We start from the raw sequence: 26,134 nt of genomic DNA, 5'->3' as shown, positions 1-26,134 counted from the left end.
ATGAACATTAAAGAACTTTTTTACAAGCCATTAGATCGTGCGATTAACGGGGTCGTAAAAGCAGACCAGAATGACAATACCACGGTTTATCAGGAACTCGATGAGTATGTGGTCACCAATGAACTGGAAAAGCATTTTCGGGACTTTTTCCAGTCTTATGGCACAGACCTAAGCGATCCTTCGATTGCCAATCGTGTTGGCGTATGGATTTCGGGCTTCTTTGGTTCAGGTAAATCACACTTCCTGAAAACCTTGTCGTATATTCTGGCCAATAAAGTGGCACGCGATGCGGAAGGTAACGAACGCAGTGCTGCAGAATTCTTTGATGAAAACAAAATCCGCGATGCATTTATCCGTGCCGATATTAGCAAGGCCGTCAGCCATCATGCCGATGTCATCCTGTTTAACATCGACAGTAAAGCCAGCTCCAATGATGATGGCAATCCGATCCTGAATGTGTTTTTACGTGTATTTAACGAGTATCAGGGTTTTAGTGCTGACCATCCACATATTGCCCATATGGAACGTCACCTGAGCCAGAAAGGTGTCTACGAACGCTTTAAACAGGCGTTTGAGGAATCCAGCGGCATGTCCTGGCTAGAGGAGCGTGACGGCTATCAGTTCTATCAGGATGATGTCGAAACCGCGATTTCCCAAGCCCTCAACCTATCCGCTGAAGCTGCACACAAGTGGTTTGAGGATTCTGAGCAGACCTTTAGTGTTTCGGTCGAAAACTTCTGTCAGTGGGTGAAAGAATACCTGGACAGCAAAGGACCCCAGCAACGCATGTTGTTCTTGGTCGATGAAGTGGGGCAGTTTATTGGCAGCGATACCCGCTTGATGCTGACACTGCAAACCATTACTGAAAACTTGGGTACGATCTGTAAAGGCCGCGCTTGGATTATCGTCACCTCGCAGGCAGACATCGATGCTGTTTTAGGTGAGATGTCTTCTTCAAAAGCCAATGACTTCTCCAAGATTGCTGGACGTTTTAAAACCCGGTTATCACTGTCCAGTTCAAATACCGATGAAGTCATCCAGAAACGTTTATTACGTAAAACCCCGGAAGCTGAAGCACTGCTCAGATCAGTGTTTGAGCAAAAGGGCGATATCTTAAAAAACCAGATCACCTTTGACCGTTCAGGCCCAACACTCAAGAACTATGAGGGTCCAGACAGCTTTATCAATAACTATCCTTTTGCGCCGTACCATTTCCAGCTGGTGCAGAAAGTTTTTGAAGAAATCCGTAAGGTCGGTGCGACCGGTGCACACCTGGCCTATGGTGAACGGTCCATGTTGGATGCGTTCCAGATGGCCGCGAATGCGATTGCTACAGATGAAGTCGGTGCCCTGGTTCCTTTCCACCGCTTTTATACTTCAGTGGAAGGCTTCCTGGATACAGCAGTGAAGCGTACCATCGACCAGGCAGGGCAGAATAAGACCCTGGATGGTTTTGATGTGCAGATGCTGCGTACCCTGTTCATGATCCGCTATGTCGATATCATCAAAGGTACCTTGGATAACCTGGTGACTTTGTCGATTGAGAAAATTGATGAAGATAAGCTGGCATTACGCAAGCGGATTGAAGAAAGCCTACTGCGTCTGGAAAAAGAGAGCCTGATTACGAGGAATGGTGACGAGTTCCTGTTCCTGACCAATGAAGAACGCGATATCACCCGTAAAATTAAAGCCACAGACTTAGCGGCTTCAGAAGAAAATAAAGAGTTAGCTAATCTGATCTTTAAAGATTTACTGCGGGATCAGAACAAATACCGCCATCAAGCCAACAAGATGGATTATCAGATTGGACGTTTTCTGGATAGCCATAGCTTGGATGGCAAGTATGAGAGTGATTTGAAAGTCGAAATCATTTCTCCGCTGGATACGGAATACAACCTCTATACTGAAGCTTACTGTATTGGTAAAAGCGCCGAGGCCGAAGGGCAGGTACTGTTTAAACTGGCAGACGATAAACAGTTCTTTAATGAACTGCGCACCTGGCTGAAAACCAATAAATTCATCCGCTTAAATGATGATGGTACCCAATCCGATATCACCCGTATTCTGGCAGACCGTGGCCGTGAGAATCAGGAGCGTAAAAAACGTCTGCGTGCCCGGGTCGAAGAAATGTTGCTGGACGCGGAAAGTTATGCCTTGGGTCAACATCTACAACTTTCATCTTCAAGTCCAACCACCAAGCTGGATGAGGCTTGTCGTTATCTGCTGGAAAACACTTATACCAAACTGAGCTATTTGCAGGTCTATCAGCAGGATGCCTGGCGTGAACTGAACGCCGTCTTGACTGTTGATGATATGGCGCAACTCGGATTGTCTCTGGATGGCGGTCAAAGCAATCCGAAAGCCCTACAGGAAGTAGAGCAGTACATTGCACTACGGGCCACTGGTACAGAGCGTATTCTGGTCTCGGATGTGATAGATCGTTTTGCCAAACGCCCTTATGGCTGGCCAGATGCCGAGATTTTACTGCTGGTAGGTCAGCTGGCTGCGATGGGGCGGATTTCTCTGCAGTTAAATGGCGGCAGCTTACAGTTGAAAGAGGCCTTTGAGCCTTTACAAAACAGCCGTCGTCGCCGTGATGTGTCGATCATTAAAAAACGCCAGACTGATGATCAGGTGTTGAAACAGGCACGCCAACTCACCCAAGACCTATTCTCGGCCATGGGACCAGCGACCGAAAAAGAGCTGTTTGAATTCTATACCCAGAATTTTAAGACATGGTTAGGTAACTTTAAGTCGTATAAGAGTAAAACTGATGTCGGGCAGTTCCCGGGCAAGAAAGTGATTGAAAAGTCGATTCTGACTTTGGAACGTCTGCTGGCCAATAGCGACAGCTTCGATTTCTTTAAGGCCGTGGTCGAGAACAAGGACGACTATCTGGATCTGGAAGAAGATTATCGTGATATTCATGAGTTCTTCACCAACCAGATGCCGAGCTGGCAGCAACTGCAACAGGCCTTACGTCATTTTGAGAAAAACAAACAGGCGCTGGGCAGTGATGATGTGGCAAAAAAAGCCCTCTCTGAATTACATCGTATTGCCACCCTCGAATCGCCTTATGGCCTGTTAAATAAAGTCGCTGATTTAGTTCGTACAGTGGAAAGCGTCAATGAGCAATTGCTGACTGAGAAGCGCAATCAGGCGATAGAACACATTGATGACAAAATCAAGCAGCTGGAAGCCGAGATTAAAAACAGTGGTATCGCTACCGCTGAATTGAGTAACAAGCTATTACGCCCACTACAACTGCTGAAAACGGATATTGAAGTGGAAACTAGCCTATCCACCATCTATATGCTGCAAACCCAAACCGCCGTCGAGCGTTTTGATGAAGCCTTGTATGAGTTGGAAAGCGAAGTTCAGGCGGAAATCCAGCGTCAGGCCAAAGCGGCACAACTGGCTCAGAGCAAAGCCGAGAGTGTAACCAACACTACAACCACCTCCAGCCCAGCTACATCAGCACCTGCTGTGAGTTCGGTGCAGCCTGCGACCGCCGTAGTGCCACCGAAACCTGTTGTCGAAGTCGATGTCGCCAGCATTTACAGCAAAAGTTCAAGTAGTGTCTATCTGGAAACAGAAGAATCAGTGGATCAGTTTGTAGACGCACTCAAAGCTGAATTGAAAAAAATTGTGAGTGATAAAAAGCGTGTGCGTATCCGCTAACTTGGGTTAGGGATATCGGCATCAGTCATTGATTAAAGGTTTAAACATGAATACCAGTAATATTAAAAAATACGCACCGCAAGCACGTAACGATTTTATCGCAGCGATGCGCAAGCAGGCCGCCAAATATGGCATCACCGCAGATAGCATTTTACCGGCAGAACAGAAAGGGGATTTGCTGCTGATTGGCGATCAGGTTTTTCCGCTATCAGTCATGAAACCACGTGAGAAGCTGATCAAACGCATTCAAACCAGCAGTTTTGAGCAGACGATTGATTATATCGCTTACAGTTGGTTTAACCGTCTCTGTGCCATTCGCTACATGGAATGCAAAGGCTTACTGGATCATGGTCGCCGTGTGCTGAGCAGTGCCGATGGTAGTGCAGGCTTGCCGCAGATTTTGGAAGAATGTCTGGACATTGATCTACCGGGTTTAGATGCCAGCCGTGTGGCTGAACTCAAGCTGGATGGCAATAAAGACGAAGAACTCTATCGTGAATTGTTACTGGCGCAGTGTCATGCGTTGAATCAGGTCATGCCACTCCTGTTCGAACAGGTGTCTGATGAGTCAGAACTGTTATTACCGGATAACCTGACCAAAACTGACTCATTGATCCGTGATTTGGTGAGCAGCATTCCGGAAGAAGACTGGTCGGACGTACAGATTATTGGCTGGCTGTATCAGTTCTATATTTCTGAAAAGAAAGATCAGGTGATTGGTAAAGTCGTCAAGAGTGAAGATATTCCTGCAGCGACACAACTCTTCACCCCAAACTGGATTGTAAAATACCTGGTACAGAACAGTGTTGGTCGTTTATGGATGATGGCACAGCCTGATAGTACGCTGGCCAGTGAATGGGAATACTATATTCAGCCGGCGGAACAGACGGATGAGGTCAATGCCCAGTTAAAACAGCTGATTGATGTACGGATCAGTGAAGATGGCGATACCTTAAATCCTGAAAGCATTACGGTACTCGATCCTGCCTGTGGTTCGGGGCATATTCTGGTGGAAGCCTACGATTGCTTAAAAGCCATTTATTTGGAACGTGGTTACCGCAGCCGAGATATTCCACGGTTGATTCTAGAAAAGAACTTGTACGGGATTGATATCGATACCCGTGCGGCACAATTGGCGAGTTTTGCGCTATTGATGAAAGCACGTGAGGATGACCGCCGTTTATTTAGTAATCCACCGAAGCTGAATATTATTGCGTTGCGGGATAGTCAGCCTGAGCGTTTGGAAGCATTCAGTCAGGACTTGGCAAGTACTGGTATTGCGCAGGCGGATTTAAAAGAGTTACTGGATTTATTTGAATATGCTTCGAACTTTGGGTCTTTGATTCAAATTCCAGCAGCATTTGCTAAAAAATTGCTTGATTTAGAAACCAAGCTCAATACAGCATTAGAGTCAGGGGATATTTTTGCGCAGCAGTCAGCACAAGAGTTATTGCCTTTAGTCCAGCAAGCTAAATTACTCGCAAAACAATATGATGCAGTGATTGCGAACCCGCCGTATATGGGTGGTAAAGGCATGAATGCAGCACTGAAAGATTTTGCCAAAAAGCAATTCCCAGACAGCAAGTCAGACCTGTTTGCCATGTTTATTGAGCGTGGTTTTGAATGGTGCAAGAATAATGGCTTTAATAGCATGGTGACCATGCAAAGCTGGATGTTCCTGTCCTCTTATGAAGCGATGCGTGAAAAGATTTTACAAGATCGTACAATTCAAACTATGGCGCATTTAGGTGCACGAGCATTTCCTGAAATTTCGGGTGAAGTTGTACAAGCGACTGCATTTGTGATGCAAGGTACACACTTAAATGGATTTAAACCTGTATTTTTTCGACTTGTGGATACAGAGCAGAATCAAAAAGAAAATGAATTAAAAGCAGGACTAAATCGCTTTGATTCAACGATTCAAGATGACTTTAAAAAAATTCCAGGTAGTCCTTTGGCTTATTGGCTTAGTAACAAATTCATAAAAACCATTGGTCAAGGTAAAGCTATTGGTCACGATTCAATTACCCGTAAGGGAATGGCTACAGGATTGAATGAGAAATTTGTTCGAAGCTGGTTTGAAATACCATTTGAAAAAATGGGAATTGGAATGAGTAGAAAAGACGCCAGATCTTCGACCAAAAAATGGTTTCCTTACGCAAATGGTGGTGAATATAGAAAATGGTACGGAAATTATAATGATGTAGTTAATTGGGAAAAAGACGGCCAAATTTTACAAACAGAAAAGCATGATAAGGAAAATCGTATTCGTGCTGTAAATTTAAATTTGGAGTATATTTTTAATGAGGGTCTGTCTTGGACATCTATTACAAGTTCTTTCTTTTCTATAAGATATCTTCCTAAAGGTTTCTTATTTAGTTCAGCTTCAAATGCAATCTTCTTTAACGGTAATAGCACCATAGATAACAATATTGCATTGGGAATTTTAAATTCAAATATAACAGAGTACACACTTAAGGCTCTAAGTCCGTCTTTGAATGCTAATCCTGGTGATATTGCTAAAATCCCATTTGTTGCAGTAGATGTTAGAGAAATTGTAAAAAAAATTGTAAATATATCTAAACAGGATTGGGACTCTTACGAAACCTCATGGGATTTTAGTCAGAACCCAATAATCCAAACTCAACAACCAAATTTAGAGCAATCCTTTAATACCTGGCAGCAACAAAATGCTGCCGCCGTCGCTGAAATGAAATGTCTGGAAGAAGAAAACAACAAGCTATTTATTGATGCTTATGGTTTACAGGATGAACTGACACCAGATGTACCCGATGAGCAAATTACCCTCACCCGTGCCGACCGTGAAAAAGATAGCCAGCGTTTAGTGTCTTATGCAATTGGTTGCATGATGGGACGTTATAGCATGGATGAATCAGGTCTGATCTATGCCCATGCAGGCAATCAAGACTTTGATGCCAGCCGTTATCAAACATTTCCAGCCGATGCAGACGGCATTATTCCATTGACTGAAATGCACTGGTTTGAAGATGATGCAACCCATCGTATCCGAGAGTTCTTAACTGCGGTTTGGGGTAAAGACACGCTGGATGCCAATATGCAGTGGCTGGCAGAAAGCTTGGATAAAAAAGCCAACGAAACAGCTGAAGACACCATTCGCCGTTACCTCGCCAGCAAGTTCTATAAAGACCACATGCAGACCTATAAAAAGCGCCCGATCTACTGGTTATTCAGCAGTGGCAAACAGGGGGCTTTCCAGGCGTTGGTGTACTTGCACCGTTATAACGAAAGTACCTTGGCGCGTATGCGTACCGAATACGTGATGCCACTGATTTCCAAAATGTCCGCTATGGTTAATTCTTTGCAAAGTGAAATAGAAAACAGTGATTCTGCTGCTGAAATTAAACGTAAAGAGAAAGAATTACAGAACTTACATAAACAACAGGCTGAACTGAGTAGCTTTGAGGAAAAACTGCGTCACTATGCCGATCAGCGTATTTCGCTGGATCTAGATGATGGGGTGAAAGTGAACTACGGCAAGTTTGGGGACTTGTTGGCTGAAGTGAAAGCAGTGACGGGGGAAAAGTGATGAATAGCTTTTCTTCCACACTAGATCATGCAGAGGTGGTTGCATGAACTTAAGTCAACTACAGCAAGGCCTGGAACAAGCCTTTTATACTGAACAGCATCGAATTGTCTTTTGGTACGATGCAGAACAGTCATTTACTGAAGAAATCAAAGCCCTAGAGCTAAATGATGTCCAGATTCTGAATATGGCAGAAGAATCCAGCCTTGCGATTAAGCTTAAACTGGAACTGGAAGACCAGCAGGGCAAATACTTGCTGTATTTCCCAAGCTCTGAGCCTGAAACCGAAAAAGACTGGTTACTGGACATCAAGCTCTATTCACGCAGCTTCTATGCCGATCGTTTCTCGATTATTTTCAATGAGCTCGGTTTACAACAACAAAGTTTAAGAGAACATCTGGCCAAACGTGAAGAGTTCCTCAAAGCCAAAGCGCGTCTGAGCACCTTAAAACGCTATATCCAGCCTGATGCAGATGCACAGGATCTGGATATGGCGATGATTGCGGCCGTGGTCAAGGCTGACAGTGCCGAGCTGATGCATATTGTTCTGGCGCTGGCAGATGAAATGGTACAGCAGAATCTGAGCCTGGAAGTGAATCCAGATTCCTTTGCTGAACTGGAAAAATTCCAACTGGTGCCAGCTTTAGTCACAGCATTACAGGCGGAAATTGGTTATCCAGCATCGGTTGAAGAATTGAATGGGGAAGCACCATTCAAGCTCGGTACGTTCTTTATCCGTTTGATGAGCACAGGTTTCTGTGAAAGTCTGGGCGATATACCGCTATGGGCTCAAGAACTGGTGATGTCATCCGTCAGCTCCCGTGCAACAGCCAGAGCCTTTTTGTCGCGCTGGAGAGACAGCTCCAAATACTACCCAACCTTCGACACACTCTCCCAGACCGTGGCCAATGCACTGCGGATCCAAGAAAAGGTCGGGGCCTTTGATCTGGAGCAGCTGCTCGATGTCATGACCTTTGAAGTAATTGAACAAAAGATCATTGTTGATTTGGCCAGTCATATCCCTGCAGCAGCCAAAGCTGAACTGGAACATTTCAGAACGATTATTTCTACCCGTCTGGATGGCTATTGGGCTTCCAAACATAAGGACGATGCAACCCGCCGTAAATACCGTACCGTCTATACAGCGTTGCAGGCAGCGATTGAGCTGTTCAGCCTGCGACTGCTGTTTGATGCCGGTTTCTATTTCGACTCTAGCGAAGCCTTGTATAAAGCCTACGAGCAGGAGTTGTATCGCTTTGATATGGCCTATCGCCACTACAGTGCTGCTTCTCAACGCGCTCATGTCGATATCCTGAAAAAACTCGATGAAGAAGTCGAAAATTGCTATTCCTACTGGTTTATTGACCACTTGGCACGTAACTGGGGTGAGCGTGTAGAAGCTGAGCAACGCTTGAATGTCTGGAAAGTGGCAGATATCCCAAATCAGCAGAACTTCTACGATACTCACGTCAGACCCTTACTCAGTTCTGCAACGAAACGCCGTATTGTGGTAATTATCAGTGATGCTTTTCGCTATGAAGCTGCGGTAGAGCTGCGTGATCGTATTAATGAAAAGCGTTATTCTGAAGCGACCTTGTCTTCACAGCTGGGTGTCGTACCAAGTTACACCACACTTGGCATGGCCTCGTTGTTGCCGCATCAGACTTTGGAGTACAAAGAGGCCGCAGGGGATGATGTTTTAGTAGATGGGCAATCTAGCAAAGGTACTGCAGCACGATCCAAAATTCTGGCTACCTATAATGGATTGGCAGTAACCGCTGAAATGGTAAAAGGCTGGTCGCGTGATGAAGGCCGTGAAGCGCTGAAAGACTATGAGCTGATTTACGTTTATCACAACGTGATTGATGCACGCGGTGACAGTGCCTCGACAGAATCTGAGACCTTTATGGCGGTGGAACATGCTATTGAAGAGCTGACTGAACTCAGCCGTAAAATTTTAATGCACTTCAATATTTCCACCCTGTTGATTACAGCCGACCATGGCTTCTTGTTCCAGCAAAGTAAACTGGAATCTGCGGATCGTTCAAGCTTGACTGAAAAACCTACCAATACATTGAAGAGCAAAAAACGCTATGTGATTGGGCATGGTTTACCAGAGAGCAAGGAAGCATGGAAAGGCTCAACCCAAGCTACGGCAGGCACACTATCTGCGACTGATTTCTGGATTCCAAAAGGGGCGAACCGTTTCCATTTTGTAGGAGGCTCACGTTTTGTGCATGGCGGCATCATGCCTCAGGAAATTGTGGTGCCGGTACTGACTGTAAAACAGCTACGTGGTGAAAAGGCTGGACAGCGGACCAAGCGTAAAGTTGAGGTCATTTCTACCAAATCCACGCTGAAGATGGTCAATAACATCCAGAAGTTTGATTTGATGCAAACTGAAGCTGTCAGTGAGCTGATCATGCCAGTGACTTTATCCATTGCCATTTATGATGGGGATCTCAAAGTTTCCAGTGAAGAAACTTTGACTTTTGATAGCACTACCGATTCTGTTGCCGATCGGGTCAAGCAGGTCAGGCTGTCATTGTCTGGCACTGATTTTGACCGTAAGAAAGATTACTTCCTGGTACTGAAGGACAAAGACCTGAATATCGAGATGCAACGCTATAAGGTCACTATTGATTTGGCATTTACCGATGATTTCTTCTAATAACGAATTAACGATAGAGCGTAGCCTACATGGAATCTGCTAACGATAAAGAACTGGATCAGCTGCTGAATGAACACTTTGCTGGGCGGGTGGTACGTAAGGATCTGACTAAATTGATCAAAGAAGGGGCCAATGTCCCGGTCTATGTCCTCGAATACCTGCTAGGGATGTACTGTGCCTCGGATGATCCAGAGATCATTGAACAGGGACTACGTAACGTAAAGACGGTTCTGGCAGAGAACTATGTACGACCTGATGAAGCTGAGAAGGTGAAATCCCTGGTTCGTGAACGTGGCAGTTATAAGGTCATTGATCGGGTGACCGTAAAGCTGAATGAGCGTAAGGACAAATACGGGCACTGTTGCAAATAGAGATTTGAGTCGATGATGTTCCCTTTAAAAAGTACTTAGAGACCGAAAACCCTGTTGATTAGACACACTTCACCCTGAGGCTGACCATAATAAAATGACGATGCTTGTCCTTTACGTAGTGCACGCATGACTTCAATACCTTTAATTGTGGCATAAGCCGTCTTCATAGATTTGAATCCTAATGTGGCCCTGATGATCCGCTTTAGCTTGCCATGATCACATTCAATCACGTTATTTTTATACTTAATCTGCCTGTGCTCAAGGTCTGGTGGACATTTACCTTCCCGTTTTAACCGTGATAAAGCACGTCCATATGTGGGTGCTTTATCCGTGTTGATCACTTGTGGAATTTGCCACTTCTTCACATTATTTAAAATTTTTCCAAGAAAACAATATGCTGATTTGGTATTACGTCTAGAAGAAAGATAAAAATCAATGGTATCGCCACGTTGATCGACTGCACGATACAGATAAGACCATCGTCCATTCACTTTTACATAGGTTTCATCAATATGCCACGAGCTCAGATCTGTAGGATTACGCCAATACCAGCGTAAACGTTTTTCTATTTCAGGAGCATAACGTTGAACCCAACGGTAAATAGTCGTGTGATCAACATTCACACCCCGTTCGGCCAGCATTTCCTGCAGTTCACGATAGCTAATGCCATATTTACAATACCAGCGCACAGCCCAAAGAATGATTTCGCCCTGAAAATGCCGACCATGGAAAGGATTCATATGCTGCACCTTTAGCTAAAACAGTCTTCAGCTTACCATTCGTGGTTATTTGCAACAGTGCCGCTGACGCACACCATCGCCCACCGGGTGGGTCGCTATCTGGAACGGCAAGGCCTGCTGGAACGGGATGTCGAAAACAGCTATCTGGCCTCGGATGCGGTGGATGACGACCCGATGACACCCCTGCTGGGGCACTCGATCACTTACCGTATCGCTGTCGGTTCACAGGCGGGGCGAAAGGTGTTCACTTTGCAAACTCTGCCGACCAGTGGTGATCCGTTCGGTGACGGGATTGGCAAGGTAGCCGGGTCCAGCCTGCACGCCGGCGTGGCGGCCAGGGCCGATGAACGCAAGAAGCTCGAACGGCTGTGCCGGTACATCAGCCGCCCGGCGGTATCCGAGAAGCGGCTGTCGTTAACACGAGGCGGCAACGTGCGCTACCAGCTCAAGACGCCGTACCGGGACGGCACCACGCACGTCATTTTCGAACCATTGGATTTCATTGCAAGGCTGGCCGCCCTGGTACCGAAGCCCAGAGTCAACCTAACCCGCTTCCACGGGGTGTTCGCACCCAACAGTCGGCACCGGGCGTTGGTCACGCCGGCAAAACGGGGCAGGGGCAACAAGGTCAGGGTGGCTGATGAACCGGCAACACCAGCACAACGGCGAGCGTCGATGACATGGGCGCAACGGCTCAAGCGTGTTTTCAATATCGACATCGAGACCTGCAGCGGCTGCGGCGGCGCCATGAAAGTCATCGCCTGCATTGAAGACCCTATAGTGATCAAGCAGATCCTTGATCACCTGAAGCACAAAGCCGAAACCAGCGGGACCAGGGCGTTACCCGAAAGCCGGGCGCCACCGGCTGAGCTGCTCCTGGGTCTGTTTGACTGACGAGCCTGAAGGCCAACGATACCAATCAAAATGCTGCGTTCACAGCGCCGCGGCAGGGATCCGCCGTGCTGGTTGTCGGAAAAGGAGCCGCTAGTGGGAAAGAGGAGGGTAAATTTTCAGCGTTGCTGGCTCCCCGTCAGCCGGATTGGGTTGCATCGCAGGGGTGTCGAAAGAGTCAACTGCGGTCCAAAGCTGTTGGACTTGGGTGAAAAGGGCGTTTATTCTTCCTATACGTTGTCGGCAGCGGGCCAAAAAGGAATACGTCCATGCCCATCGAGGTGAAACCGGCTGTGAGCGCGGGTTCAAGCATATAGCCCGACAGGCGCGTATCCTTGCCGATCACGACACGATGGCGGTGGTCACCGCGACGAAAGACACGGCCAGCCGCCATGCCGACGCGCAAGGCGGTTTCCGCCGTCATCGCGCCTTCGTTGGCTTTGCCACGAATACCGTCTGTGCCGAAATATTTGCGCACCATAAGGTCGATTATCCTGTCGTCGGGTCGCCCTCAAAGGGGACATGCCTGCTGAACCGCGAATATAGAGAAATATCCCGAATGTGCAGTTAACGAATTCTTGCGGTTTCTTTCAGCGCCGCCAATACCGCCAGCCCGTCGCGCAAGGGGCGCGGCTCGTGTGTGCGGATGAAGTCAGCTCCACCTGCGGCGGCGGCAAGCTCTGCAGCGAGTGTCGCGGCCCCGACATCCCCCGGACCACGGCCTGTGAGCGCGCGCAGAAAGGATTTGCGCGAAACAGACAGAAGCACCGGCAAATCGAAGCGCAGCCGCAATTCATCGAACCGCGCCAGCACCGAGAGCGAGGTTTCGGGAGCAGCCCCCAGAAAAAACCCCATGCCGGGATCAAGGACAAGGCGGTTGCGTTTGATACCGGCACCCGTCAGCGCCGCGATGCGCGCGTCAAAGAACGCCGCAATGTGATCCATGATGTCGCCAGCGGGTGCCTCGCGCCGATCTGCCTGCCCGTCTTGCACCGAATGCATAACGACGAGTTTGGCAGATGATTTCGCCAATTGCGGATAGAACGCAGCGTCTGGAAAACCGCGAATATCATTGAGATAGGCCACACCACGCGACAAGGCATAGGCTTGCGTCGCGGGTTGATAACTGTCGAGCGAGACGGGAATGCCATCTGCCTTGAGCGCGTCCAGCACCGGCGCGATACGCGCGATTTCTGTGTCGGACGAAACAGGCGCGGCGTCGGGATTGCTGGATGCCGGACCGAGGTCGATCACATCTGCCCCCTCGGCCATCAGCTTACGCGCCTGCGCAATGGCTGCGTCTGGCGCCAGATACCGGCCTCCATCGGAGAAACTGTCCGAGGTTATGTTGACGATGCCGAAAATGATGAGCGATTTATTCATGGGGGCTTCTATAATAATCTCTGTACACGACAAAAATAGATAACTCATTGAAATAATGTCACAATAATTGTTTTCTAACGACGAATACTATGACACATCTCAATGAGTTATATCTTATCTTAAACAAATCTCTAAAATGGAACAAGTCACATTTAAAGTGCTTTGCGCTCATCATGCTTGTGATTATTTTAAAGCAAACATGTAATCTTTCTTCTGCATCTAAAGCCTTGCCCATCAAGTGTTTACCACAATCATTTTATCGACGTATGCAGCGCTTCTTTGCAGGTCAGTATTTTGATTATCGTCAAATTTCTCAGTTGATTTTCAATATGTTTTCATTCGACCAAGTGCAACTGACTTTAGATAGAACCAATTGGAAATGGGGAAAACGAAATATTAATATCCTGATGCTCGCAATCGTTTATCGTGGAATAGCGATACCTATCCTTTGGACATTGCTTAATAAACGTGGAAATTCAGATACGAAAGAGCGTATTGCTTTGATTCAACGCTTTATAGCCATTTTTGGTAAAGACCGTATTGTGAATGTGTTCGCAGACAGAGAGTTTATCGGTGAGCAGTGGTTTACATGGTTAATTGAACAAGACATCAACTTCTGCATTCGTGTTAAAAAAACTTCATTGTCACCAATCATTTAGGAAAGAATCATAAAATTAGTGATTTATTTCGCCATCTTAAAGTTGGTCAAATTGAATGTCGTAAACGACGGATTTTGGTTGGTCGGGTGAAACTATATATAAGTGCACTACAGTTAGAAAATGGAGAGCTTTTACTCGTCGTTTCTCCTCAGTTTAATGCCAATGCTATTCAGGATTATGCATTACGCTGGGAAATTGAAACCTTATTCAGTTGTCTCAAAGGACGCGGGTTTAATCTTGAAAATACGCGCTTGACAGACCCTAGACGAGTGAAAAAATTGATTGCGGTGTTAGCTATAAGCTTCTGTTGGTGTTACTTAACGGGTGAATGGCAACATAATCAAAAAAAAGCGATAAAAATAAAGAAGCATGGACGACTCTCAATGAGTTTATTTCGCTATGGTTTAGACTATGTTCAAATGGCGATTCAGCGTTTAATTGGTTTTGGGAAAAAAGAAGAGTTTAAGGAAATTTTGGCAATTTTAAGAAAGCAGAATCCTGATAGGATAAGGGTTCTGTGAAATTTGTCGTGTACAGAGAAAATTAACATAATACACCTTATACGAAATAAAAATGGGAGCCTTAAGCTCCCATTTTTTAAGTAATTTTTTCAAATAAGGCTTGGGTGAGCATCTAAAATTCGAATCAATGTAGCTGCTGGTCCAGTTGGATAGCGTCGTCCCTGTTCCCAATTTTGCAGGGTACGGGGGCTAATATGTAGACGTGCAGCAAATTCATTTTGGCTCAAGCCAGTTTTTTCACGTACTTCTTTAATATCAGGCAATTCGAGTTCTGTAACTCGGCTTGCTTTAACTTCTTTACGTTTGATAGCTCCAGCTTCTTTGATTGAAGCAACCAAGTCATCAAATAAGTTGTTATCCATGAAATTGCTCCTTCACGAGTTGGTGCAGAATGGCGGTTTCCTTATCTGTTAAATTATCTTTTACTGATTTTGGATAAGCCACTAAGAAAAAGATCTGATCATCCTCGGTGACCCAATAATAAATCACCCGTATCCCACCACTTTTCCCTTTGTTACCTTGAGCACAACGTACTTTGCGAATACCACCGCCATTCTTGATTAGGTCACCTCTATCAGGCTGTACCAAAAGATCTTGCTGAAGTTGACGATATTCCTCATCAGATACAAGGTCTTTAATTTGCTTGGTAAAGATGCTGGTTTCAATAAATAACATGGACTCTTTATACGTCAATGGCGTATTTGAATTTTAGCAGTTTCCATAACAAAAAACGAGAGCTGGTAGATCTCTGTTATTCACCAATTAAAATGTCTATGCGATAAACCATTTAAAATGTCCTGTTTTTAACTGCAAGAGTCAAGCACAGGATTTAAATTTCTTTGTTCAATAACCGCTTTCTGAGCTTTACGACTCGGCATACTTTTCTTGAGACGGGAACGTTTATTTTGTTTTTCCAACTCTTCATGCTGTTGCTGGATATGCGCCAGAACCGAGCCTAATCTTTTATTCTCAACCACTTCATTCTGCTGTAGTCCAGCCAGTTTATTGAAGACACTATAGTTGATCTTCCGTCCTTCATGCATGATCGCCACAGTGCCATCCGGGTACTCCAGAAATGAAATGTATTGCCCAACAAGCTTATGATTCAGCTCTGTCGGTTCAAGCAGATAAATACACTTGTCATAGGTGATGGTGAGGTTCTTCGTGACCTTACGCGGTTCCTGCCAGGTGAATATATCCTCCAGCTCAGCATCAGACTCTGTTAGCGGACGATGTAAGTTCTTTGAATTTCGCGCACACTTGGCGAACTTCTGGTTGAAATGCTCAATAAAGCAGGGTAACCAGGCATTGGCTTCGGCAATTGAACTGATGCCTTCCAGACGCATCTCCTTGATCAAACGGTCTTGAAGGGTTCTATTCGCGCGTTCTACGCGACCTTTAGCCTGTGGTGAGTTGGCAAAGATAATATCAATGTTTAACTCATTCAGAATCCGGCCAAATTGCGTGATCTTGCTGTCCTGGCTCGATTTCTGGTTCACTCGGAAGACCGAATGTTTATCGCTATAAAAGGCCAGAGGCTTACCGTATTGTTCAATGTAGGCTCGGGTTGAAAGCATATAGTCGAAGGTCGTTTCTGCCTCACAGAAGCGCAGATGCAACAGCTTTCCAGTGGCATCATCGATATACACCAATAAACAGCACTTAGCAGCGCGTCCTTCGAACCAGTCATGATATGAGCCATCAATCTGGATCAGCTCACCGAAGCAATCACGGTTATAACGTGGCTGATATGGACGTTTAAGGCGCTTGGATCGCGGAATCCAGAGGTCATTTGCAGTCATCCAGCGCCGAAGCGTTTCTACCGGGATATTCAGGTCAAATATGCTGCTGAGCTTCTCATGGGCCAAGGTAGGTCCAAATCCCAGCAGATGTTCGGAAATAATGGAAAGACATTTTGATTTTAATAAATCATCATGGCGACGATGGCCAGGTTGACCACGGCTGGCATGCGCCATACCTGAAACACCATCTTGATTGAGCTTCTGTAATAACCGGGTAATTTGACGGGTTGAAAGATTAAGGATTTCAGCAGCACGGACTTGTGTAATACGATGATCTCGAACGTCTTGCAGAACAGCAAGACGTTGAATTTCTTTGTCAGACATAGTGATCAGCATCTATATTTCATATCCAGTCCATGATGTTTAAACCATCATAAACTAGACATTTTTATTGGTGAGAATATAGACATTTTGAATGGTGAGTAACAATCTCGTTTCGCATAACAGCCATTATGTTAAATTGTAGTAAGAACTTTAATGCGATAGAGCAGAATGTATATGCAAAATAAGCTTGATAACATTATTCAAGAATTAAAAGAACTATCTGGGAATAGTCGTCTAAACATAGAACTACCTGATGATATTTTCATATCTGCTTATGAACGAAAAATAGGTTTTATTTTTCCAAAAGATTATAAAAAAGTTTTGAAAGAGATTAGCAATATCTTTTATGGAACAATTGAATTAGCGTCTCTTACAGATGAGAAAGAATGCTATCGAGGGCTATCTCAGATATTAAATGATGCTAGGGAGCAAGGTCTGCCAGAAGATTGGCTACCTATTTGTGAAGATAATGGTAGTTATTATTGCCTATCTCCTAATCATAAAATTAGATATTGGACAGCAGATGGATATAGCGATGAGCAGTGGGAAGATTTAGCAGATTGGATCAAGCAAGTTTGGATAGATGGAAATTAAGAATTTCTAAAATTAACATAATACACCTTATACGAAATTAAAAAATGGAGCCTAAAGCTCCATTTTTTAATAACTTTTTTTAAATTGCTAAGCGTAAATTCAGTGCTTTTACAACTTTAATCACAGTATCAAAACTAGGGTTAACATCACCAGAAAGTGCTTTATAAAGACTTTCTCGGCCTAAGCCTGTATCTCGTGATAATTGAGCCATTCCTTTAGCTTTTGCAATGTTACCTAAAGCCTTTGCAATGAATGCGGCATCGCCATTAGATTCTTCAATACATGCTTGTAAGTAAGCCTGCATATCATCCTCTGTTTTAAGATGCTCAGCACTGTCCCATTTGCGAAGTTTAATAGCCATTTATAGCTCCTCCTCTAAATCTTGTGCCAATTGCAGGGCAAGTTTTATATCTTTACTTTGCGTAGACTTATCTCCGCCTGCTAAAAGAATAACAACCCTTTGCCCTTGCTTGCAGTAATAAATCCTATAGCCTGGCCCAAAGAAGAAACGTAATTCAGAAACACCTTCACCGACCGGCTCAGTATCTCCAAAGTTTCCATCTTCAACCCGATCAATTCGGACTTGTATGCGTCTTTTTGCCTGCTGGTCTTTTAACTTGGTGAACCAGTCATCAAAGACTTCAGTGGTATATATTGAGTACATAAGTAGAATGTATCCTATAGGATACATTTATGCAAGAAATAAACTTGATATTTGGGGCTCGAAACGGTGAATTTCGTATAACCGCCATTATGTTAAGTTAATCAAAATTCTTAATGCACCAAAACCTAAAAATTTAAATGGAGTAAAAATGACTTTAAAGGGGTTAGATATTCAAGAAGATTGTATCAAAGCTATTTCTAATGAATCTTTAATATTTGATATTAAGAATAAAGAGTTTTTAGAGGATATAGAAAATCTTTTATTACAGTATTTTCAAAATTTTAGTAATGATTTAAATGGAATTGAGTTTGATAATTTTTCTGTGGAGTTTTGGTTCGATGCAGGACAATTGATTATTTATCCTGAAAAAGATTTATTAGATCGTAAACCCTTTGAATCTGAATATGATTTAGATAGATTAGACCCTTATTTTTATCTAGTTTGTGAAGAATATAGGATATATTTTGATGACTTAATATCTCGAAAAGTAAGCGATCAAGTATCTGAAAAAGAAGCTATTTCTAAAACTAATGACGTAATTGATTGTGTAAGCAAAGCTATAAAAAATATAAATGATGAAAACAATCTTTTAAAGATGTTAGGCAGGCCTAAATTAGAAATAAGATATTTCGGTGTAACGAAAGAAGAACTTTTAGCAAAAGAAATTCTCGTGAAATGAAGTAGATATTTTTGTCGTATTAAGGAAAACTAAAATTAACATAATGGGCGTTATGCGAAGTCAAAAATGGGAGCTTAAGCTCCCATTTTTATTGATGATTTTTTAATTCTTTCAGCATAGCATCCCGTAAAATTTCATTCATTCGTGTTTGATAACCTTTGCCTTGTGCTTTGAACCAAGCAAGTACATCAGCATCTAACCGAATTGAAGTTTGTTGCTTCACTGGGCGGTAAAATTGATTTTGGCGTACAGCACTGCTCCAATCGGTAATTTCAGGAATATCTGATAGATCTAGCTGATCATCAGGAACCGTGCCTTTAGCAAGCAAGCGTTGAATTTCAGCATCTTGCTTCTCACCAAATTTCTCATTCAGCTCTTTGCGTGAGTATCTAACCATGCTCATATTTGTTTCGCTCCGCTTTAGTCACTTGCCTTGCACTAATGATTCGTATGATTTCACAGTCATCTTCATCAAAAATGGTGTGAGCCACCAATAACATTAGTACGCCTTTAACTCGTCCAATGGTTTGCCAACGTTCTTCACCATCGGTATGTCTGTCTTGGATTGAGATCCGTAATGGATCTTCAAAAACAAGGCTTGCAGTTTCGAAAGAGATATCATGCTTTTTCTGATTCTTTCGATTCTTAGCCTCATCCCATTCAAAATACTGTTCCATAAAAAACATTCAAATTTGTATATACAATAATGTATCACAAAATTGTATAACTCAAGTTGAGAAGCGTAATTTTTAGTCAAATTTATTGGCAAGAACTATCAAAACTGCTCATAAAAAAGCCGACTTGTTTCCAAGTCGGCTTTTGAACATCATCGAGCAAATAATTTATATCATAAGTTTTTGATTTTTATATTTTTCAATTTGTGCATTTCGTATAACGCCCATTATGTTAAATGCAAGCCAGCGACCTCCAAGAAAATCGGTATAGTGTTAATATTTATTGAGTAGATAAGAGAATTAAATTAGTGAAATACTCAAATGCAAAAATAGTAAAAGCTCTCTTACTTGCTCCTTTACCATTACTTTTTTTCATAGCAGTCCTGTTTATCGTAATGAATCAGGAATACAGCCTATACTCGATTTTCGTGGTTCTTGTAGGGCACGGCCTTGTCTACTTAGCTTATTGTATTTTGACTGTGCCTTTCAGCTTCATATTCTCAATTCTTTTAAATCGTTATAATAGTCTTAATTTATTAACCATCTGTATTACCTCTATAATTATTGCTGCTCCATTTTTTATTCTTTTTGGATGGAGTCACACAGGAGAAATTTCGAAAGAGTGGTGGAAAATGTATACCAATACATGGACTATTTTTATGGCTCTCTTTCCTGGCTTATGTTATTGGCTTTTTTTAATTAATTTAAAAGATAAAGAAAAGTTATGAAAAAAATATTATTTATCAACATTTTAACTTTTATTTTAACATCATTATCTTTATTTTATCAAAGATATATTCCTGTTAACCGTATAGTTGTAGATAAATTGGAAGAGGTGAATAGGCTTGCAGGAGGCTTTCCCTTTGTATTTTTAATTGATGGGGATTCTACCTCCCCTGGTAATCATATAAGTGCGTTATTTATTTTTTGGGATTTAGACGAATTTCTTCTTAAGTACTTTATTTTGGATTACCTGTTTTGGCTTAGTTTCATTTTGGTCTGCTATTTATATTTTAAAAAGAGAAAAAATCGAGCCTAATCTATCTTGTAGCTTTCCTAAAATTAACATAATACACGTTATGCGAAATTAGAATGTTACTCACCATTCAAAATGTCTATATTCTCACCAATAAAAATGTCTAGTTTATGATGGTTTAAACATCATGGACTGGATATGAAATATAGATGCTGATCACTATGTCTGACAAAGAAATTCAACGTCTTGCTGTTCTGCAAGACGTTCGAGATCATCGTATTACACAAGTCCGTGCTGCTGAAATCCTTAATCTTTCAACCCGTCAAATTACCCGGTTATTACAGAAGCTCAATCAAGATGGTGTTTCAGGTATGGCGCATGCCAGCCGTGGTCAACCTGGCCATCGTCGCCATGATGATTTATTAAAATCAAAATGTCTTTCCATTATTTCCGAACATCTGCTGGGATTTGGACCTACCTTGGCCCATGAGAAGCTCAGCAGCATATTTGACCTGAATATCCCGGTAGAAACGCTTCGGCGCTGGATGACTGCAAATGACCTCTGGATTCCGCGATCCAAGCGCCTTAAACGTCCATATCAGCCACGTTATAACCGTGATTGCTTCGGTGAGCTGATCCAGATTGATGGCTCATATCATGACTGGTTCGAAGGACGCGCTGCTAAGTGCTGTTTATTGGTGTATATCGATGATGCCACTGGAAAGCTGTTGCATCTGCGCTTCTGTGAGGCAGAAACGACCTTCGACTATATGCTTTCAACCCGAGCCTACATTGAACAATACGGTAAGCCTCTGGCCTTTTATAGCGATAAACATTCGGTCTTCCGAGTGAACCAGAAATCGAGCCAGGACAGCAAGATCACGCAATTTGGCCGGATTCTGAATGAGTTAAACATTGATATTATCTTTGCCAACTCACCACAGGCTAAAGGTCGCGTAGAACGCGCGAATAGAACCCTTCAAGACCGTTTGATCAAGGAGATGCGTCTGGAAGGCATCAGTTCAATTGCCGAAGCCAATGCCTGGTTACCCTGCTTTATTGAGCATTTCAACCAGAAGTTCGCCAAGTGTGCGCGAAATTCAAAGAACTTACATCGTCCGCTAACAGAGTCTGATGCTGAGCTGGAGGATATATTCACCTGGCAGGAACCGCGTAAGGTCACGAAGAACCTCACCATCACCTATGACAAGTGTATTTATCTGCTTGAACCGACAGAGCTGAATCATAAGCTTGTTGGGCAATACATTTCATTTCTGGAGTACCCGGATGGCACTGTGGCGATCATGCATGAAGGACGGAAGATCAACTATAGTGTCTTCAATAAACTGGCTGGACTACAGCAGAATGAAGTGGTTGAGAATAAAAGATTAGGCTCGGTTCTGGCGCATATCCAGCAACAGCATGAAGAGTTGGAAAAACAAAATAAACGTTCCCGTCTCAAGAAAAGTATGCCGAGTCGTAAAGCTCAGAAAGCGGTTATTGAACAAAGAAATTTAAATCCTGTGCTTGACTCTTGCAGTTAAAAACAGGACATTTTAAATGGTTTATCGCATAGACATTTTAATTGGTGAATAACATAGAAAAATGAGTTTATTGCACTGATATTTATCTGTTTTTTAAATTTTAGACCTGGGTTGGTGCCCAGGTTTTTTTATTGCGTATAACAGTCATTATGTTAAATCGCATATAAAAAAATTTGACATAAATTAAATTTTATACAATTATATTGCACACAATATATTATTTAAAGGTAATTAAAATGAGTAATCTTTATTCTACCCAAGTTAAAGCAATCGGTGGACGTTCAGGGAATATTCGTAGTGAAGATGGTATCTTAGAACTAAAATTAGCTTTGCCAAAAGAATTAGGTGGTCGAGGTGATGCAACGAATCCTGAGCAATTATTTGCAGCTGGCTATGCTGCATGCTTTGGAAATGCCGTGATCCATGTAACTCGTAGCAATAAAGAACATAAAATCCGTGATAACGATGTAGAAGTCCTGAGTACTGTTGGCATGGTTGCTAATGGCAATGGTGGATTTTCCTTAACAGTACACTTAGATGTCACTCTTTCAGGTATTTCACAAGCTGATGCAGAGAAGATCGTGGAACAAACGCATCAAGTATGTCCTTATTCCAACGCTATTCGAGGTAATATACAGGTATCGACCACTGTCTATACCAAATAAAAAGCTATGTCCAAGAATCAGCTTTGCCTAGATGAGCAACTATGTTTTCCTATTTATGCTGCATCTAATTTAATCGTAAAAGCTTATCGCCCTTTTCTTACACCTCTCGGACTCACTTATCCTCAATATTTAGTGATGTTGGTTTTATGGGAAAAAGAATGTGTAAGTGTGGGTGATCTTGGACAAATTTTACACCTGGATAGTGGGACACTAACGCCCTTACTAAAAAGAATGGAAAAGTCTGAACTTATTAATCGATCACGTGATCCTAATGATGAAAGAAGAGTCCTTATTTCATTAAAAGAAAAGGGTCGAGAGCTACGAGCTGCCGCAGAAATGATTCCTAAAGAGCTGACTCAAAGTATTCAACTTGAAAATTTAAATAAACTAAAAGAAGAATTAAAGTCATTGGTTAAAGTGTTATCAGAGAAAATTTAAGAAATCTTATTATCTGGTGATATGAGTCACTATGATTCTGAAAATTAATTAATTTTTCTAAAATTAACATAATACACCTTATACGAAATGCGTTATAATTCTCTTGAAAATTCAATGCTGTAGTTTCTAGTTGATAGCCCATCTTCCCCAAGGTGGGTTTTTTTTATGATTTTTCACGTTCTATGCCTATTATTTAATCAAAGTTTCACAACTTTATTCATATGAGTTAAACAATCGTGGTTAATCATAGGGTCTAAAAAAACGGCTCCAAAAGCCTCTTTTTTCGGATTCTGGTTGTTCAGGGGTAGCAATCTGTTTAGGTGAACCGTACTTGGTTTATTGGAGACAAGTTTTTAAATCTAATTTATGTAACTATAGAGTATACCCTATTGTTATATAATAATACACCCTAAAAACCCTATAACAATAGGGTTGTTTTGTTAATCTAATGTGATATAACATTGAGGTTATCTAATTTTGTTATACTGGTTATGGAAAAAGAAAATTTAGATATTGAAGATCAAATTAAAAACACACCCTTTCAAAGAGTGGGGTATATCCGTGTATCCACTAAAGACCAAAACCCTGAAAGACAGCTCCATGATCTACCCTTTGAGCTAGATAAAACTTTTATTGATCATTTTAGCGGAAAGACTGCCAAACGCCCTGCACTTCAGGAAATGTTCGATTATGTCCGTAGTGGGGACATTGTGTACGCTCATGATGTTTTTAGATTGGCACGTAGCTTGATTGACCTTGTAACCATTGTTCAAAAGCTAAATAAAAAAGGAGTGTCTGTTCATATTGTCAAAAATAACCTGAACTTTACCCCCAATTCAGATGACAAGTTCGATAAGTTTCAACTCCATGTATTAGGCGCTGTAGCTGAACTTGAAAGGGGTATTATTAGTGAGAATCAAGCAGAGGGAATTAAATTAGCTAAAAAAAAGAAAGGTAAATACAAGGGAAGATCGCCTGCGATTACAGAAGAAAAACTAAAAGAGTTAATTCATACCCTTAAAAATAAGGACGATTCATACCCTTTCACTCAAATAGCTAAAGATTATGGTGTTAGTTATATGACTTTAATTCGATATAGGAAAAAGTATGCAAAACAAATTAACGCCCAGTCTGATTGACCTTTTTGACAATTTTCTCGCACTCATAACAAAAAATAAAGGAAAATTTTAAGATCAATTGGATTTAAGATATACAACAATTATGTTTAAACCTATATAAGAAAACACATTAAGCTTCTTTTATAAGGCATTTTTAAAATGATAATTCAACATAAAAGTCCCTCATCCTCGCCTTCTTTCAAAGTGAGAAGGCGATTTCAATAGCAATATGAATCACTCATTATAAACATTCATTCAGTTTAGAAATAATCTAGAGATATTATGATTAACAGCAGAATTATCGATAAAATCAAATAAGTATTGATATTATTAAAGCTCTTAAGATAATTTAACATTCGTCATTTCCCATAAGAATTTAATAAAATACTATATCCCTACGAACTCCCGGAGCTGCTCGCGGTCGAAGCCGCGTCCGGCCTGCCCGAATACCTGCAATGGCTGGCCGCCGAGAGCCGACCGGTAAACTGAGCCAATGACCGCATCCACGATCCGCCTGCGCCGCTGGCTGGCCGGGCTCGCCCTGCTGCTTGCGCTGCCCGCGACCTCGGCCGTCGCCCAGGACTTCGAACTGCCGCCGGTCGACGAGGTCTTCGTCCTGTCCGCGCAGGCCACCGCGCCGGACCGCATCGAGGTGCGCTGGCGGATCGCCGACGGCTATTACCTGTACCGGCACCGCACCTCGGTCAAGGCCGATGCCGCCTTCACCGGCGCGACCATGGCGCTGCCGAAGGGCAAGGCCTACCGCGACGAATTCTTCGGCGACGTCGAAACCTACCGCAAGGAATTGCTCGGCACCCTCACCGGCACGCCCGCGGCCGGCGCGAGCGCGACCACCCTGACCGTGAAGTACCAGGGCTGCGCCGATGCCGGCGTGTGCTACCCGCCGCAGACCCGCACCCTGAAGGTCGCGTTGCCGGGCGAAGCGGGCGCTGGCGGCTTCGGCTGTAAGGCGCGCGGGCTGCATGATTATGTCGTCAAGAACGGCTCTGCCGATCATCCCAACGCCGAGGTGAAATTCGCACTGGGTGATGTGGTCAACACCATGATCGGCTGCACTAATGGTGAAACGATCATGCTGTGCCACGACACCTCGCTGCCGCGCCCCTATTCTCTCGGCTTTCGGGTGCAAGGCACCGAGGGGCTGTGGATGGACGTCAACAAGTCGATCTATCTGGAGGGCAAGAGCCCACAGCCGCACCGCTGGGAGCCTGCCGAGGGCTGGTTTGCGAAATACGATCACCCGCTATGGAAACGCTACGCCGATCTGGCGGCAGGGGCCGGGCATGGCGGGATGGACTGGTTCGTGATCCACGCTTTTGTCGAGGCGCTGAAGGCCAAGGCCCCGATGCCAATCGACATTTACGACGCGCTGGCCTGGAGCGCGATCACGCCTCTGTCGGAACAATCGATTGCTGAGGGCAATCGCACGTTAGATTTTCCCGACTTCACCCGAGGGCAGTGGCGCACCCGCAAGCCGATCTTTGCGCTGAACGACGCCTATTGATCGACGCGATTTAGGCCAAGCGCACCGCAAAGGCGAAATTGGTAATCTTGTCGGTATCCTTGACGCCCGGCGCGCTTTCGACGCCGCTGGAGGTATCGACCAGCGGCGCTCCGGTGCGCGCAATCGCCTCGGCAACATTCGTCGGATTTAGCCCGCCTGCCAGCCCCCACGGCAAGGCACCGCGATATCCGGCCAGCAGCGACCAGTCGAACGCCAACCCCATGCCGCCGGGCAGCGCGCCTTTGGGGGTCTTGGCGTCGAACAAGATCAAGTCCGCCGCCCCGGCATAGGCTGCGGCGCGTGCGACATCGCTGGCGCTGGCGACGGGCAGCGCCTTCCACACCGGCTTGCCAAACCGCGCGCGCAACTGGGCCACGCGTTCGGGCGATTCCGAACCGTGCAGCTGCAGCGCGTTCAGCTTGGCTGCCACCAGTGCGTCGGCGATGACAGCATCATCCGCATCGACGAACAAACCGACCATGGCGATCTGGCCAGCTGCGCGCGATGTCAAAGCGCCCGCGACATTCGACGTAACCGCACGGGGCGACGCTGGATAGAACACCAACCCGGCATAGTCCGCCCGCGCCGCGATGGTCGCATCGAGCGCCTCGGGTGTGCTGATCCCGCAAATCTTGATTTTCGCGGGCAT

The 26,134-nt window shown here is 44.0% G+C and carries 23 protein-coding genes and 6 pseudogenes; 17 read left to right on the top strand and 12 right to left on the bottom strand.

Annotated features, from left to right (window positions below; translation table 11 throughout):
- The 4 genes and pseudogenes from brxC to FSC11_RS15045 form a co-directional block, all read left to right on the top strand.
- On the top strand, nt 1-3,681 hold the full coding sequence (brxC, locus tag FSC11_RS15060) for a BREX system P-loop protein BrxC (protein ID WP_163167826.1): 3,681 nt from the start codon (nt 1-3) through the stop codon (nt 3,679-3,681).
- A 46-nt stretch (nt 3,682-3,727) separates the two neighbouring features.
- Entirely contained in the window at nt 3,728-7,249 is a 3,522-nt protein-coding gene (gene pglX, locus FSC11_RS15055) for a BREX-1 system adenine-specific DNA-methyltransferase PglX (protein WP_163167824.1), read from the top strand.
- A gap of 43 nt (nt 7,250-7,292) precedes the next feature.
- Nucleotides 7,293-9,917, top strand: coding sequence for a BREX-1 system phosphatase PglZ type A (gene pglZ, locus FSC11_RS15050; RefSeq protein WP_163167822.1), 2,625 nt, complete (start codon nt 7,293-7,295; stop codon nt 9,915-9,917).
- Nucleotides 9,918-9,946: 29 nt separating this feature from the next.
- Nucleotides 9,947-10,270 (top strand): annotated as a pseudogene (locus FSC11_RS15045) (anti-phage BREX system Lon protease BrxL); the annotation flags it as partial.
- A 53-nt stretch (nt 10,271-10,323) separates the two neighbouring features.
- Here FSC11_RS15045 and FSC11_RS15040 read toward each other — a convergent pair.
- Nucleotides 10,324-11,028, bottom strand: coding sequence for an IS6-like element IS1006 family transposase (locus FSC11_RS15040; protein ID WP_001067784.1), 705 nt, complete (start codon nt 11,026-11,028; stop codon nt 10,324-10,326).
- A 63-nt stretch (nt 11,029-11,091) separates the two neighbouring features.
- Here FSC11_RS15040 and FSC11_RS15035 point away from each other — a divergent pair.
- A pseudogene (locus tag FSC11_RS15035) lies at nt 11,092-11,922 on the top strand (IS91-like element ISCR2 family transposase); the annotation flags it as partial.
- 235 nt (nt 11,923-12,157) lie between these two features.
- Here FSC11_RS15035 and glmM read toward each other — a convergent pair.
- Together glmM and sul2 are read right to left on the bottom strand one after the other, a co-directional pair.
- Nucleotides 12,158-12,400 (bottom strand): annotated as a pseudogene (gene glmM / locus FSC11_RS15025) (phosphoglucosamine mutase); the annotation flags it as partial.
- A gap of 86 nt (nt 12,401-12,486) precedes the next feature.
- Entirely contained in the window at nt 12,487-13,302 is an 816-nt protein-coding gene (sul2, locus tag FSC11_RS15020) for a sulfonamide-resistant dihydropteroate synthase Sul2 (RefSeq protein WP_001043260.1), read from the bottom strand.
- Between the two features lie 89 nt (nt 13,303-13,391).
- On the opposite strand from sul2, the gene FSC11_RS15015 reads away from it, so the two are divergent.
- Nucleotides 13,392-14,482 (top strand): IS4-like element ISAba1 family transposase gene (locus FSC11_RS15015; RefSeq protein WP_085940648.1). Its coding sequence is split into 2 segments (ribosomal slippage): nt 13,392-13,932 and nt 13,932-14,482, totalling 1,092 coding nucleotides; the frame shifts between segments, so codons are not numbered across the junction.
- A gap of 89 nt (nt 14,483-14,571) precedes the next feature.
- On the opposite strand, the gene nadS is transcribed toward FSC11_RS15015, so the two are convergent.
- The 3 genes from nadS to FSC11_RS15000 all read right to left on the bottom strand — a co-directional run bounded on the left by nadS (nt 14,572) and on the right by FSC11_RS15000 (nt 16,620).
- Nucleotides 14,572-14,844, bottom strand: a complete 273-nt coding sequence (gene nadS, locus FSC11_RS15010) for a NadS family protein (RefSeq protein WP_000369781.1) — start codon at nt 14,842-14,844, stop codon at nt 14,572-14,574.
- Nucleotides 14,837-15,157 (bottom strand): type II toxin-antitoxin system RelE/ParE family toxin, encoded by a 321-nt coding sequence (locus tag FSC11_RS15005; protein ID WP_000897307.1) that lies wholly within the window; start codon nt 15,155-15,157, stop codon nt 14,837-14,839. The genes nadS and FSC11_RS15005 overlap by 8 nt, the downstream gene beginning before the upstream one ends.
- Nucleotides 15,158-15,285: 128 nt before the next feature.
- Nucleotides 15,286-16,620, bottom strand: coding sequence for an ISNCY family transposase (locus FSC11_RS15000; RefSeq protein ID WP_015060273.1), 1,335 nt, complete (start codon nt 16,618-16,620; stop codon nt 15,286-15,288).
- A gap of 162 nt (nt 16,621-16,782) precedes the next feature.
- Between FSC11_RS15000 and FSC11_RS14995 the strand changes: the two genes are divergently transcribed.
- Nucleotides 16,783-17,202, top strand: a complete 420-nt coding sequence (locus FSC11_RS14995; protein ID WP_001180106.1) for an SMI1/KNR4 family protein — start codon at nt 16,783-16,785, stop codon at nt 17,200-17,202.
- Nucleotides 17,203-17,281: 79 nt separating this feature from the next.
- On the opposite strand, the gene FSC11_RS14990 is transcribed toward FSC11_RS14995, so the two are convergent.
- Nucleotides 17,282-17,563 carry an addiction module antidote protein gene (locus tag FSC11_RS14990; protein WP_000985609.1) on the bottom strand — a complete coding sequence of 94 codons (282 nt, stop codon included), beginning with the start codon at nt 17,561-17,563 and terminating at the stop codon, nt 17,282-17,284.
- Nucleotides 17,564-17,866, bottom strand: coding sequence for a type II toxin-antitoxin system RelE/ParE family toxin (locus tag FSC11_RS14985; protein WP_000286964.1), 303 nt, complete (start codon nt 17,864-17,866; stop codon nt 17,564-17,566). It abuts the gene before it with no gap.
- Between the two features lie 148 nt (nt 17,867-18,014).
- Here FSC11_RS14985 and FSC11_RS14980 point away from each other — a divergent pair, with 148 nt between their 5' ends.
- Nucleotides 18,015-18,545: a hypothetical protein gene (locus tag FSC11_RS14980; RefSeq protein ID WP_000172759.1), complete on the top strand. Its 531-nt coding sequence runs from the start codon at nt 18,015-18,017 to the stop codon at nt 18,543-18,545.
- Nucleotides 18,546-18,633: 88 nt separating this feature from the next.
- Here the strand turns inward: FSC11_RS14980 and FSC11_RS14975 are convergent, their stop codons facing one another.
- Both FSC11_RS14975 and FSC11_RS14970 read right to left on the bottom strand, forming a co-directional pair.
- Nucleotides 18,634-18,948 (bottom strand): BrnA antitoxin family protein, encoded by a 315-nt coding sequence (locus FSC11_RS14975; RefSeq protein ID WP_004728120.1) that lies wholly within the window; start codon nt 18,946-18,948, stop codon nt 18,634-18,636.
- A complete protein-coding gene (locus FSC11_RS14970; protein ID WP_000438825.1) occupies nt 18,935-19,222 on the bottom strand; it encodes a BrnT family toxin in 288 nt (95 codons plus the stop codon). The genes FSC11_RS14975 and FSC11_RS14970 overlap by 14 nt, the downstream gene beginning before the upstream one ends.
- 305 nt (nt 19,223-19,527) lie before the next feature.
- Between FSC11_RS14970 and FSC11_RS14965 the strand changes: the two genes are divergently transcribed.
- The 5 genes from FSC11_RS14965 (at nt 19,528) to FSC11_RS14945 (ending at nt 22,842) form a co-directional block, all read left to right on the top strand.
- The gene (locus FSC11_RS14965; protein WP_163167820.1) at nt 19,528-19,947 is read left to right on the top strand and encodes a hypothetical protein; all 420 of its coding nucleotides are present in this window, start codon (nt 19,528-19,530) and stop codon (nt 19,945-19,947) included.
- Nucleotides 19,944-20,258 (top strand): hypothetical protein, encoded by a 315-nt coding sequence (locus FSC11_RS14960; RefSeq protein ID WP_163167818.1) that lies wholly within the window; start codon nt 19,944-19,946, stop codon nt 20,256-20,258. Before FSC11_RS14965 ends, FSC11_RS14960 begins: the two co-directional genes overlap by 4 nt.
- Nucleotides 20,259-20,404: 146 nt before the next feature.
- Nucleotides 20,405-21,739, top strand: a complete 1,335-nt coding sequence (locus tag FSC11_RS14955) for an ISNCY family transposase (protein WP_015060273.1) — start codon at nt 20,405-20,407, stop codon at nt 21,737-21,739.
- A 236-nt stretch (nt 21,740-21,975) separates the two neighbouring features.
- Entirely contained in the window at nt 21,976-22,404 is a 429-nt protein-coding gene (locus tag FSC11_RS14950) for an organic hydroperoxide resistance protein (protein ID WP_005108699.1), read from the top strand.
- Between the two features lie 6 nt (nt 22,405-22,410).
- Entirely contained in the window at nt 22,411-22,842 is a 432-nt protein-coding gene (locus FSC11_RS14945; protein WP_005108698.1) for a MarR family winged helix-turn-helix transcriptional regulator, read from the top strand.
- A gap of 240 nt (nt 22,843-23,082) precedes the next feature.
- Here the strand turns inward: FSC11_RS14945 and FSC11_RS16480 are convergent.
- A pseudogene (locus tag FSC11_RS16480) lies at nt 23,083-23,160 on the bottom strand (plasmid replication DNA-binding protein); the annotation flags it as partial.
- Nucleotides 23,161-23,333: 173 nt separating this feature from the next.
- On the opposite strand from FSC11_RS16480, the gene FSC11_RS14935 reads away from it, so the two are divergent.
- From FSC11_RS14935 to FSC11_RS16315, 4 genes and pseudogenes are all read left to right on the top strand, one after another.
- On the top strand, nt 23,334-23,981 hold the full coding sequence (locus tag FSC11_RS14935; protein WP_004993315.1) for a recombinase family protein: 648 nt from the start codon (nt 23,334-23,336) through the stop codon (nt 23,979-23,981).
- Between the two features lie 363 nt (nt 23,982-24,344).
- The gene (cutA, locus tag FSC11_RS16515; protein ID WP_349487496.1) at nt 24,345-24,449 is read left to right on the top strand and encodes a divalent cation tolerance protein CutA; all 105 of its coding nucleotides are present in this window, start codon (nt 24,345-24,347) and stop codon (nt 24,447-24,449) included.
- Between the two features lie 4 nt (nt 24,450-24,453).
- A pseudogene (locus tag FSC11_RS16320) lies at nt 24,454-24,828 on the top strand (protein-disulfide reductase DsbD domain-containing protein); the annotation flags it as partial.
- 90 nt (nt 24,829-24,918) lie between these two features.
- A pseudogene (locus FSC11_RS16315) lies at nt 24,919-25,485 on the top strand (hypothetical protein); the annotation flags it as partial.
- Nucleotides 25,486-25,495: 10 nt separating this feature from the next.
- On the opposite strand, the gene FSC11_RS14925 reads toward FSC11_RS16315, so the two are convergent.
- Complete coding sequence (locus FSC11_RS14925; protein ID WP_004201168.1) at nt 25,496-26,134, bottom strand: phosphoribosylanthranilate isomerase; 639 nt, start codon at nt 26,132-26,134, stop codon at nt 25,496-25,498.

This window comes from Acinetobacter schindleri (assembly GCF_010918895.1).
GTDB lineage: Bacteria > Pseudomonadota > Gammaproteobacteria > Pseudomonadales > Moraxellaceae > Acinetobacter > Acinetobacter schindleri.
The sequence above is the reverse complement of the archived record's forward strand: the minus strand, read 5'-3'. Positions and strand labels throughout refer to the sequence as shown.